The sequence below is a fragment of the Acidovorax sp. ACV01 genome (genome assembly GCF_014851495.1).
Lineage (GTDB): Bacteria > Pseudomonadota > Gammaproteobacteria > Burkholderiales > Burkholderiaceae_C > Acidovorax > Acidovorax radicis.
In genome coordinates this window covers 90,973-100,627 of record NZ_JACUZT010000009.1, presented here as the reverse complement: position 1 = coordinate 100,627, position 9,655 = coordinate 90,973, and the positions used below count along the sequence as shown (strand labels likewise).

Genomic DNA, 9,655 nt, shown 5'->3' with positions numbered 1-9,655 from the left:
CAACCTTGTGCCGCCGGTTAATCCAAGGGGTGGCGAATGCAGTTTGATGCACGGGCCGCTAAGGCTCTTCAGCCTGGTGCCTACATTGTCGTTCAAGGTTGCAATGGCCTGAGGTTGGTGGCGTCATTGAGTCGTAAGACATGGATCTACCGTTACAAACACCCGGCCACGGGCCAGATGAAACAGGTGCGGCTGGGGCATTACCCCGATGTGCCGCCGGTGGACGCGGCCGCGCGGTGGGCTGAGCTGCGAGCGGTGCGTGATGCGGGTGGCGACCCGCAGGCCGCGCGCAAGCTGGCCGCTGTGCCGGCAGGTGTGGCCGCGCAGGGGGCGGCGGTGTACACGCTGGGTGACTTGGTGCGCGACTACGCCACGGGGTATCTGCAGGTGCGGCGCGAGGCCAAGGGTGCCAGGGCGGTGCAGCGGCGGCTTGAAAAAGCTACGCTCAAGCACCAGGCCACGCCGGTGGCCGATGTAACCCGGCGCTTTGCGTTTGATCTGATAACCGGCCTGGCAGACCGGCCCGTTCTGGCCAATTCCGTCAAGACCGAGTTGGCGGCAGCGTGGGTGCATGCCATGGATGGGGGGCGCATTCCTGATGACCTGCCCAACTGGTGGGCACAGGTGCTGGCCCGCAAGCTGCGCAGCAAGGGTGCCAAGCGTGGCGGCGAACACAAGGGCACCACCAAGCGGGTGCTGCAGGATGCCGAGATTGGCGCGCTGTTGGCCTGCAACATGCACCTGTTCAGTCAGCAGGTGCAGGATTTCGTGACTCTGCAGCTGTGGACGTGCACGCGCGGTGCGGAGATTGTGGCAATGCGGCCTGAGTTCATCCGGGGGGAGGCCGATGGCGTGCTGTGGTGGACGATGCCCAAGGCGCTGACCAAAAACCGGCACATCGATGCTGCGGTAGATCTGCGCGTTCCGCTGTTTGGCCGGGCTGAAAAGATCGTGCGGCGCTTGGTGGCCGCCGGCGGGCCCTGGCTGTTCCCTAGCGTGTCACGGGCGGGGGTGCTGCAGGCGCAGACCCAGGCCTACATGCAGAGCAAGGTGCACTACCGCCAGCCCTATTGCGCGTCGCGCCCCGACCATGTGCGCGAGCGGCTGTCCGTTACCCACTGGTCTCCGCACGACCTGCGGCGCACCGGCCGCACGCTGCTGGCCGCCATGGGCTGCCCGCACGAGGTGGGCGAGGCCATCCTGGGGCACGTGGTGCCCGGTGTGGCGGGCGACTACAACCTATATCGCTACGACAAGGAGCGCGCCCACTGGCTGGCCAGGCTGGATGCGCATCTGGAGGGTGTCGTTACCCGGGCTGCAGATCTGCCCGCTTAGCCCGTGGCTTGGACGCCCCGGTGTTGTGGGGTGGTAGCTGCACAGACTTGGGCCGCGCTGCCGCCCAGGCCGCCACCTCGATGCTGAGCCATCCCACCCGGCGGCCTGACAGCTGGCGCGGCTCGGGGAATTCACCCTGGCGCACCATAAGCTGCACGGTGGATGGCGACACGCACAGGGTTTCGGCCACGCCGGGCAGGTCGAGCACCATGGGGGTGCCGGGGGATAGCATTTTTTCGGGCTGGATGGGGGTTGGGGTTGCGGTCATCGCTTGCTGCCTCTTTTGTCTGCCAACGCAAACACGTACAGCCCGTGGCTATCCACCCCGTTCGGCCGCACCTGGCTGCTGGTGGTCAGTCGGCGGGCCTGGGCTTGGTCGATGGGGATTTCGCGGCTGTGTTGGATGATGAAAAACCGCTGCGTGCGCGGGCTGAACTTGAGCACGCCACCGGCTTTTAGCTGGGGGGGGATTGGGGTGGTGGTTGGGCTCATGATGGCTTGACCTCCCGCTGGGCTGCCAGGGCGGCGGCAACCTGCTCGCGGCTGAACAGCGGCACAGTCTTGCCGTCCGGGCTTCCGACGCGCACGGAGTAAACGGTTGCCGTGCACTCACTGGTGGCGCAGCGCCTAAGATCGCTTGGGAAAATATGCACTGCTGCGTCGTCCTGTAGCGCGTCCAGGTAGGCCAACACCGCATCCGCCTCGGCAGATGGTGCTGACCACCTTTGGAATAGCTCCACGAGCTCGTCGTCCTCCTTGTCTTTCAGGCGGTGCCAGAAGGTGAGCGAGGCTGCAAGCTGGCCGCGCACATCCCACTCGCTCGGCGCCGCATCTGCCGTTGCTGGCTGTGGTGCGGCACGGGCTGCGGCTGCCATCCGCTCCTTGCCCAGTGTGAACCCGGCTTTGTGGGCTGCGTTGGCGAGCCGCATCATGACGTTGATGGCAATACTCTGCGGCTCTTTCTCGTCGTCCCATTGCACGCCCTCCTGGGCGCACGCTTCCTTCATGAGCGTTTCGCACTCTTTCCAGTGCATGCCACGGGCGATCAGATCAACCTCCTGCCCCGGCTGGGCTGGCGCAGGGGATGCCTGTGGAGGTTCGGCGCCGTCTGCCAAAAGCACACGCAGGCCAAGCACCTGAGCGATGTGCACCTCCAAGCTCGCGCCCTTGGACTTCGACCAGCCCGGCAGCAGGTAGACGGCACCGCAGGTGGCGATGCGGCTGATATCCCATCGCAGGTAGTCGGCCCAGCCTGCGCCCTCGACGTGGCCGTGCTCGGCGGGGTTCTCGACATGCCAACCATCAGAGCGCAGGCGCGCCGCCGTGGCGTTGAACAGTGGGAAATTGAACTCCGGCAGTCCCGTCATTGGCCCAGCTACGTACACGTGCTTTTCACGGGCAGCACGCAGGTGCACGATGCGCTCCACGGCTTCGGCTGGCGCAGGGGATGGGCTGGGCTGGGGGGGTTCTGCGGCGCCGCCAATAGCCCACTCTGCCAAAGCCAGCCACTCCGCTGACGGCTCTCCAGATGGAGTTGGGTGGCCGTCTGCTGCCGTTTCCAGCTCTGCTGCAACGCTTTCATGCTCTGGAAGTGCAGGTTTGCGCGATCTAAGAAGGTGGGCAGCGTGACGCATCAGCGGGCCATGTGTGATGTGCAGCGGCTCGGCTGGCACCCCTGCCTGCGCTGCGCTGAGTGCCTCGACCTGGGCGTGGAGGTGGTCGCGTTCATCCAGGAGTGCCAGCACAGCGCCAGGATTCGCAGACGCGTAGAACCGCGCGAGCTTGACCGACTCGCCATCGGTGCCAAAGGTGTCTGCGTCGATTGTCAGCAGCGCGTACTTCTCGCCTTCTTCAATGGCCCCCAGCACTGTTTCGCCGCAGTCGCTGTCGGGCAGCTCCCAGAAGTCATCGATGTTGGACCACGCCTTGACGGCCTGTGCAGCCAGTCGCAGCGCTTCCGGCAGTTCTGCCGCACCGGTTGTAGTTTTGTCGTCTTGTGCCATATTCTCTCCATCAAGTTCGCATCTAACGCTTATGGATAAAGCGCTGGTAGCTATCAAATATCTAGCTATTTCGCGCGGCGGTTTGCATTGATTTGTCGTCTTGCTCAAAGGTTGGCCACCAGTACTCGTGGAAAGCGATCCAGTAGTCGGTTGCGTGTCCTTGCTCGCCCGCCTTCCACAGAACAAACTCGACCCGGCCTGAGGCGTGCTTGCGCGCGGGTCGCTTGTTGGGCCCCGCTGTGCCATAGGTGTATTCCGGAGTGCGCCGGAACAGCTTTTTCAGCCACATGCTTCAGCCCTCGCGAATGCCTTGCTCAGGTGTAACCCCTCTACCGCGTGCCCGCGCTTCAGCAGCGCCCGGCACACCGCCGCGCGCTCCTTGTGGCTGTGGCTGGCTTGGCGCACCAGGCCCAGGTAGCTGTTGCCTGCGCTGAATACCTCGGCGGCTGGCAGGTGCTCGATGCGCTGCAGGGCGCTGGCCAGGGTGCGGCGGCGGGTGGTGCGGCGCCAGGGCTTTATGACCTGGCCGACGAAGTCGATGCCCCGGTCCACGGGCTGCAGGATGGTCTTGCTGGGGTTGAGCTGCACGCCCAGATTGGCGGGTAGCCATGTGGTGATATCGCGCAGCGCGGCGCTGAGCCACTGGGCGTCAGGGTGCAGCAGGATGAAGTCATCCACATAGCGCACGTAGTGCGGCGCGCGCAGCTGGTGCTTGGCGTACTGGTCCAGGCCGTCAAGCAGCACGTTGGCAAAGAACTGGCTGCTCAGGTTGCCGATGGGCAGGCCGGTGTCGGCTGGCGCGTTGAACAGGCTTTTGTGCCCGGGCACACGGCGCAGGGTGCTGGTCTTGCCGCGTACCTCCACGTCGGTGCGCGGGTCGTGCATCAGGATGGTGGTGGCCAGGGCTAGCCACCACGGTTCGTGGATGCGGGCGGCCAGGCGCTGCAGCAGGGTGGGCTTGTGGATGCTGACGAAGAAGTTGGCGCAGTCGCACTTCAGGTAGAAGGCGGGGCGGGCCCAGTTCTGGGTGCAGCTGCGCACCTGGGCTTCCAGCCGTTGGGCGCCGTACAGGGTGCCACGGCCCGGGATGCAGGCGCAGGAGTCGGCCACGAACGACGCCTCGAAGCGCGGGCCGATGTGGTTGTACAGCAGGTGGTGCACGATGCGGTCGCGGAACTGCGCGGCCCACACCTCGCGCGGCTTGGGGCGGGTGATGGCAAAGCAGATGCTGCGGCCGGGTCGGTAGCTGCCGTCCAGCAGCTCGGCGTGCAGGTCGCACAGGTTGCGCTCCACGTGCTGCTCAAACTCGAGTGCGCTGGTGGTGTTGCGCTTGTGCTGGCGGCAGTCGATGTAGGCCTGCAAAAGGGTGTCGATGGTGGGGATGGTCATGTGGTCAGCTCCGGCGCCTTGCAGCGGCTGGCCAGCTCCACCAGCCATGCGGCCAGTTGGGGGGGCGTATGCTCGCGTTCGGCTTTGGTGATGGATGGCAGGCGCGGGTAGCTCTTGGTGGGGCGCACGCAGTGCGTGGCGCGGCCCGGGCGTCGCGGCATGGGTGGCAGGTCGCTGGGCTGGCAGCCTACGATGTAGAGCCATGTGGCCTTCTGGGCGCGGTGGCCCCAGTGGAATTGCTCGATGTACAGAGTCCAGCCGCCCCATTCGTCGGGGAATTCGCCCGGCTCTGGCATGCGGCAGTAGGGGAAGAGGGTTGATTCTTCTGGGTGTTCCAGCACGCCGCCGTATCGGCGCACGTGGGCTACGGCATCAATGCCTAGCTGCTTTTCATCGGGCCGTGGCTTGGCAAACTGGCGCAGGCGGCCCCACGCGCGGCAAGGTGGGTGCGCGATCAGGGGTGTGCCGCCCGGCCACTTGCGGGCGTCGCGGGTTTCGTCCCAGACGTCGCAACTGGGGAGGGCCTTGTAGTGGCTGTCCGCCCTGGCAAAAAGAACGGTAATCTTGTAGGTGTCTCGGGCGGGTTGACCGAGTTCGCGTCCAGGGTTGGTGTTTCCACCAATCGATACAGATGATCTGGCCTCAATCTGCAGGCCTTCAAAACTTTTGATTGTCGAGGTGCACATATGGCAGATGACCTGAGCAAGCGCGGCCCGGCGGACGCATTGCGTGTGAATGTGAACGAGCCTTGGGAATTGAAGTACTGGACCGCGCACTTCCGAGTGACAGAGGATGAGTTGCGTTCCGCAGTGCGTGCGGCGGGTGTGATGGCGAAGGATGTAGGCGTGCACATCCTTGCCAAGCGCTTGCAGAGCAAGCCGATCTAGTTGGGCGAAAGCCCTTGAATCTGCGGACGGGACGGGCACGGAACTCGTTGTCCTTGTTGTTGGCGTTGCTGTTGCCGTACTCGAAGTCCTGGCACCAAGCGTTGTTGCGCGAGTACTGCGAAGCGTCGAGCTATCTACGTCGCCCTGCCGAAGGCTTGCGCCGATCAGCGGGGAAACTGCGCCGGACCGGGCCGCGCTGGTGTGCCGCGCGGTGGTATCCGTGGTGCGCCTGGCGGTGGGGCTGACAGTCAGCACCGTTGGGGTGCTGGTGCTGCTGGCGCCCAGCGGCTCGACCAGATTCATAAAGCGCACGGGCATGGCGGCCTTGGCTGTCATGCGGCAGGCGCTGCGGCGGTGGTGTCGAACAGGCCGGGGGTGTAGCCCTGTGGCTCTGCCGACGTTGTGGCGGTGGTGCCGCTGCCGGGTGTGGCTACGGCGCCCTCGCTGGTCGGGCCGCTGGTGACGCGAGCCCGGGCGGACTTGAGCCAGCCGTTGGCCATCTTGCCGATGGTGTCGGTCAGCTCGATGCTGGTGGCCCACAGCTTGGTGGCGATGAGTCGTTTGGCGTGCGCGGAGCGCAGCAGGATCTGGGCTACCTGCAGGCGCTCCAGCAGCTTCTCCAGGTGGTTGGCCCTGTCTTGCGGCTGGCGGGCTGCGTTGGCCCGGCCTATCAGCACCAGTATCTCGACACACTCATCCGAAATCCGGTACCCCATGGATGCGCGGAAGGCGCGGGGTATGCGGGCCTGTACGTCGGCGCACAGGTCGAGCAGGGCGGTGCCTTGCTTGTGGATTTCGAGGTCGGTGGCGAGGGACATGGTCGAAGCGGGGTCGGGTGGGTGAAAAAATCACGCGCGACCGGCGCTCCGCGCCGGTGCGTGGGCGGAAGGGGTTAAGTGTTCAAGGCCTGAAGTTGAACTCTGCGGACGGGACGGGCACGGAACTCGTTGTCCTTGAAGAGGGCGTTGCTGCTGCCGCACTCGAAGTCCTGGCACCAAGCGTAGCTGCGCGAGTACTGCGAGCTGCTCCAATACCAGTCCTTCTGGTGGAACAGCTCGGGCACAGTGGCCGAAAGGGCGCGCAGCTCGGCGGCGGCCGGCAGATACCAGTCGGTGTGGCCGCCCAGGTCCAGGGCCTTGATGCGCTGTGCAAGGGCAAGGCCTGCGGCTGCCATGGCTGCGGTGTTGGCCGGGCCGTCAGTCTTGCTGTCGGCGCCTTCGATGGTCTTGTATTCGTCGGCCCAGGTGGCGTCTTCAATCTCGGCCGATGCTTCGGCAACGATGAGGGCGTAGTCTTCACTGCCATCTGCGGCAGCGCCGCGCAGGATGGCGCCGAAGTGGCCGCCTTGCGCGGGGACAAGGGCGCCGAACAGGGGTATGCAGAGGTTGCGCATGGTGTGGTCCGGGGGTGAGTTGCAAAAATTCACGCGGACGGCGCTACGCGCCGTGCATGAGGGCGCGAGTTTTTAAGTGCTGGAGGGCTGAAGTTGAATGCTGCGGACGGGACGGGCACGGAACTCGCTGCCCTTGATGATGGCGTAGCTGTGGCCGCACTCGAAGGCCTGGCACCAAGCGTTGCCGCGCGCGTACTGCGAGCTGCTCCAGTACCAGCCTGAGGTCTTGAAAACCTGGGGTGCGTGCAGGTAGCACATCAGCAGCTCGATGCGGCTGGGCAGGTAGTAGTCGGCATGGCCGTCTTCGGTGTATGCGGCGGCCCACTGGGCTGCGGGGTGGTCTGTGGCGCTGGCCACCAGGGCGGCGGTGTTGGCGCGGCCGTCGGTCTGGCTGGTGGCGCCGGTGGCTTCTTCGCCGTAGCCGCCCCATTGCAGGTTTTCGGCCTCGTTGGTGCCCAGCACCAGGTGGCGGGCAGGCAGGCCAAACTGGGCGGGCAAGGTGCAGATGTAGATGCCGCCCTGGCCGGGCCATGGCTGGCCGGGTGCTGGTGGTGTGAGGGCGGTGGTGGTCGCCACCGGTGTAGGCGCCGATGGCGCGGCGGCATTGGTCTGGGTGCTGGCGCCCAGCCCTGCCAGCAGTTGTTGCAGGGCGCCTTGCGCGTTGGCGCCCACGGTGGGCTCGTTGTAAAAGCTGAGGTGCAGGTTTTTGATGTGCAGCATGGTGGTTGGTCCTTGCGGGGTGGTGGTGTTGGGGGGGTGTCAGTGCGCGGGCGCCAGCACGTCGCCGTGGGTAATGCGGTGGGAGACTTCGGCCAGGGCGGTTTCGAGCTGCAGCGGGCTGCTCATACGCAGCAGTTCGTCGTAAAGATCCAGGCCCACGGGCACAGCGGCCAGGGCGGCGGCGTCGGGGCCCAGGCGGGCGCAGCGCAGGTAGCGCTGCTGCATGGCCACCATGGCGGCCTGGGCGCGTTGGGCGACTTCGATGGCGTCTTCGCCAATGCTTTCGCTGCGCACAAGGCAGATGTTCATGGCGGTGGCCACGGCGTCGAAGTGGTCGGTGGTGCCGGTGCCGTTGCACAGGTGGTGCCATGCGGTGCGCACCACGTTGCTGGATCTAGCCATGTCTTCTTGCCGCATGGGCGAGCGTTCGAGGATGACGGCGAAGGCGGCGGTGGGGTTGGCCTGCCAGCGGCTGGGGTTGCGGCGGGTAGCGTGCTTGTGTTGGGCTTCGCGGCGTTGTTGGCGGTTCATGGCTGGGTTACCTCTTTAGTGCGTCCATCGGGGTAGTGCAGACAGTTGCCCACGCGGCTGGGCAGGGCGTAGGCGGCGAAGCGGGCGTCGGTGAGCCCGGGGTTGCGGCCTAGCTCGGGGCAGGGGTAGTGCTTGCTTTTCAGAAACTCGCTGCGCTCGCGAGCGGCCTGGGCGATGCGGGCGGCTTCGGCGCGGCGGCGGGCTGCGGTGGCTGCCAGGGTGGCCGCGCGCTTTTGCGCGGGGGTGTGGTGGCGGGCTTCGTAGGTGCCGGGTTCGGGGGTGTTCATGCCGTGGCTCCTGCAATCACCTTGCACTGCGCATCCAGCGCGCGATACCGTGCCAGGAACGCATCGCGGTGGTGCCGCCAGGTCATGGCTATGCGAGCGGGGTTGTTTAGATCCACGCCTTCCATGGGCGCCACCTCGGCGCCGGGGTGGTCGATGACGCCCCAAGGTGCGTTGCGCTGCGCGTCAAAGCGCATCAGGTCGCGGCGCTCGGTAGCCAGAGCTGTGAGGTCTGCAGTCTTGATATCGACGCGGTAGGCGGTGTTCGCGGTCTTCAGGTGGTATTGCTTTTGCACCATCAGGGCCAGCGGGTTTTCAAAGCAGTGCCAGGGCACGCCGATTACCCACTTGGCGGGGCTGGAGATATCGCCCGCCAGGCATTCGTGTGCGTCGTGCATCAGGCCGGCGCGCTGGGCGTGGTGGTCTAGCCCGCGCGCGGCCATGATGTCGCACACCAGCAGGCTGTGCTCGGCCACGCTGTAGGGGCGCGTGGCGTGTCCGGTGAAACGGTTGATCTGTGCCAGGCTGTGCGCGATCACCTCGATGCGCGGCGCCTGGTTGCCGATCAGCAGCTGGTAACCGCTGATGGGCTGGTCTGTGCCGTCGGCGGTCACGAGCCATTGATCGGTCATGGTGGTTCTACCCGGATCAGTTGGCTGCGTGGCTGGCTTCGTCTTCGGCTGCCTCGTGGCCCAGCGCGGCATAGGCGGCGCCGTCCTTGTAGTCGTCGGCGTTGAAAATGCCGTTGCGGGCACTGGTGGCGGCGCGGGTGAGCTTGAGGGTCTGCATGAAGGCCCAACCCTGGCGTGGGGTTAGGCTTGTGCCCTCGATGGCGTTGAACGCGGCCACGGTGGCAGCCATGCTGCGCTCTTGCGGCATGACGCTCATGCCTTGGGTGCTGTCGCGCTGGGCGCCACGGTCGGTGATGATTTCGGCGGCGGCGCGCAGCACTTCTTGCGCCAGCTTGGGGCCGGTGCGCAGCGGCGCGACGTTGGAGGCAGCTGCGATGGGCGCTGCGTGGCCGGGCAGGGCCTTGGCGATGGTGGTGCTGCGTGCGGCGGGCTTGGTGGCGGCGCGGCTGCGCTTGCTGGATGTGGTCATGGTGGTTGCTTT

14 protein-coding genes are annotated in these 9,655 nt (G+C 65.9%); 2 read left to right on the top strand and 12 right to left on the bottom strand.

From position 1 onward, the window contains the following. The first annotated feature begins 36 nt into the window (after positions 1-36). Complete coding sequence (locus IB243_RS22855) at positions 37-1,335, top strand: integrase family protein (protein ID WP_192429513.1); 1,299 nt, start codon at positions 37-39, stop codon at positions 1,333-1,335. Here IB243_RS22855 and IB243_RS22850 read toward each other — a convergent pair. The 5 genes from IB243_RS22850 to IB243_RS22825 all read right to left on the bottom strand — a co-directional run bounded on the left by IB243_RS22850 (position 1,307) and on the right by IB243_RS22825 (position 5,413). After that, on the bottom strand, positions 1,307-1,603 hold the full coding sequence (locus tag IB243_RS22850; RefSeq protein ID WP_225585249.1) for an AlpA family transcriptional regulator: 297 nt from the start codon (positions 1,601-1,603) through the stop codon (positions 1,307-1,309). The genes IB243_RS22855 and IB243_RS22850 overlap by 29 nt on opposite strands. Then, positions 1,600-1,827 (bottom strand): hypothetical protein, encoded by a 228-nt coding sequence (locus tag IB243_RS22845; RefSeq protein WP_192429512.1) that lies wholly within the window; start codon positions 1,825-1,827, stop codon positions 1,600-1,602. The genes IB243_RS22850 and IB243_RS22845 overlap by 4 nt, the downstream gene beginning before the upstream one ends. Continuing rightward, positions 1,824-3,446 carry a DUF4406 domain-containing protein gene (locus tag IB243_RS22840; RefSeq protein ID WP_225585247.1) on the bottom strand — a complete coding sequence of 541 codons (1,623 nt, stop codon included), beginning with the start codon at positions 3,444-3,446 and terminating at the stop codon, positions 1,824-1,826. The genes IB243_RS22845 and IB243_RS22840 overlap by 4 nt, the downstream gene beginning before the upstream one ends. A 171-nt stretch (positions 3,447-3,617) precedes the next feature. Continuing rightward, positions 3,618-4,727 carry an RNA-directed DNA polymerase gene (locus IB243_RS22830; RefSeq protein WP_192429510.1) on the bottom strand — a complete coding sequence of 370 codons (1,110 nt, stop codon included), beginning with the start codon at positions 4,725-4,727 and terminating at the stop codon, positions 3,618-3,620. Beyond that, positions 4,724-5,413, bottom strand: a complete 690-nt coding sequence (locus IB243_RS22825; RefSeq protein WP_225585245.1) for a hypothetical protein — start codon at positions 5,411-5,413, stop codon at positions 4,724-4,726. The genes IB243_RS22830 and IB243_RS22825 overlap by 4 nt, the downstream gene beginning before the upstream one ends. On the opposite strand from IB243_RS22825, the gene IB243_RS22820 reads away from it, so the two are divergent. Beyond that, on the top strand, positions 5,414-5,614 hold the full coding sequence (locus IB243_RS22820; RefSeq protein WP_192429509.1) for a DUF3606 domain-containing protein: 201 nt from the start codon (positions 5,414-5,416) through the stop codon (positions 5,612-5,614). Between the two features lie 332 nt (positions 5,615-5,946). On the opposite strand, the gene IB243_RS22815 is transcribed toward IB243_RS22820, so the two are convergent. The 7 genes from IB243_RS22815 to IB243_RS22785 all read right to left on the bottom strand — a co-directional run bounded on the left by IB243_RS22815 (position 5,947) and on the right by IB243_RS22785 (position 9,643). Beyond that, complete coding sequence (locus IB243_RS22815) at positions 5,947-6,432, bottom strand: four helix bundle protein (RefSeq protein WP_192429508.1); 486 nt, start codon at positions 6,430-6,432, stop codon at positions 5,947-5,949. Between the two features lie 74 nt (positions 6,433-6,506). Continuing rightward, positions 6,507-7,007: a DUF1566 domain-containing protein gene (locus IB243_RS22810; protein ID WP_192429507.1), complete on the bottom strand. Its 501-nt coding sequence runs from the start codon at positions 7,005-7,007 to the stop codon at positions 6,507-6,509. A 72-nt stretch (positions 7,008-7,079) separates the two neighbouring features. Next, positions 7,080-7,727 carry a DUF1566 domain-containing protein gene (locus IB243_RS22805; RefSeq protein WP_192429506.1) on the bottom strand — a complete coding sequence of 216 codons (648 nt, stop codon included), beginning with the start codon at positions 7,725-7,727 and terminating at the stop codon, positions 7,080-7,082. A 39-nt stretch (positions 7,728-7,766) separates the two neighbouring features. Beyond that, complete coding sequence (locus IB243_RS22800) at positions 7,767-8,258, bottom strand: hypothetical protein (RefSeq protein ID WP_192429505.1); 492 nt, start codon at positions 8,256-8,258, stop codon at positions 7,767-7,769. Next, positions 8,255-8,545 carry a hypothetical protein gene (locus IB243_RS22795; protein WP_192429504.1) on the bottom strand — a complete coding sequence of 97 codons (291 nt, stop codon included), beginning with the start codon at positions 8,543-8,545 and terminating at the stop codon, positions 8,255-8,257. The genes IB243_RS22800 and IB243_RS22795 overlap by 4 nt, the downstream gene beginning before the upstream one ends. Beyond that, a complete protein-coding gene (locus IB243_RS22790; protein WP_192429503.1) occupies positions 8,542-9,174 on the bottom strand; it encodes a hypothetical protein in 633 nt (210 codons plus the stop codon). The genes IB243_RS22795 and IB243_RS22790 overlap by 4 nt, the downstream gene beginning before the upstream one ends. Before the next feature lie 16 nt (positions 9,175-9,190). Next, positions 9,191-9,643: a DUF6378 domain-containing protein gene (locus tag IB243_RS22785; RefSeq protein WP_225585243.1), complete on the bottom strand. Its 453-nt coding sequence runs from the start codon at positions 9,641-9,643 to the stop codon at positions 9,191-9,193. Between the last annotated feature and the right edge of the window lie 12 nt (positions 9,644-9,655).

Coding starts and splice junctions, on each gene's coding strand:
- IB243_RS22845 (WP_192429512.1), bottom strand. CDS start 1,827: ATGAGCCCAACCACCACCCCAATCCCCCCCCAGCTAAAAGCCGGTGGC.
- IB243_RS22820 (WP_192429509.1), top strand. CDS start 5,414: ATGGCAGATGACCTGAGCAAGCGCGGCCCGGCGGACGCATTGCGTGTG.
- IB243_RS22795 (WP_192429504.1), bottom strand. CDS start 8,545: ATGAACACCCCCGAACCCGGCACCTACGAAGCCCGCCACCACACCCCC.
- IB243_RS22785 (WP_225585243.1), bottom strand. CDS start 9,643: ATGACCACATCCAGCAAGCGCAGCCGCGCCGCCACCAAGCCCGCCGCA.
- IB243_RS22805 (WP_192429506.1), bottom strand. CDS start 7,727: ATGCTGCACATCAAAAACCTGCACCTCAGCTTTTACAACGAGCCCACC.
- IB243_RS22800 (WP_192429505.1), bottom strand. CDS start 8,258: ATGAACCGCCAACAACGCCGCGAAGCCCAACACAAGCACGCTACCCGC.
- IB243_RS22825 (WP_225585245.1), bottom strand. CDS start 5,413: ATGTGCACCTCGACAATCAAAAGTTTTGAAGGCCTGCAGATTGAGGCC.
- IB243_RS22855 (WP_192429513.1), top strand. CDS start 37: ATGCAGTTTGATGCACGGGCCGCTAAGGCTCTTCAGCCTGGTGCCTAC.
- IB243_RS22810 (WP_192429507.1), bottom strand. CDS start 7,007: ATGCGCAACCTCTGCATACCCCTGTTCGGCGCCCTTGTCCCCGCGCAA.
- IB243_RS22790 (WP_192429503.1), bottom strand. CDS start 9,174: ATGACCGATCAATGGCTCGTGACCGCCGACGGCACAGACCAGCCCATC.
- IB243_RS22850 (WP_225585249.1), bottom strand. CDS start 1,603: ATGACCGCAACCCCAACCCCCATCCAGCCCGAAAAAATGCTATCCCCC.
- IB243_RS22830 (WP_192429510.1), bottom strand. CDS start 4,727: ATGACCATCCCCACCATCGACACCCTTTTGCAGGCCTACATCGACTGC.
- IB243_RS22815 (WP_192429508.1), bottom strand. CDS start 6,432: ATGTCCCTCGCCACCGACCTCGAAATCCACAAGCAAGGCACCGCCCTG.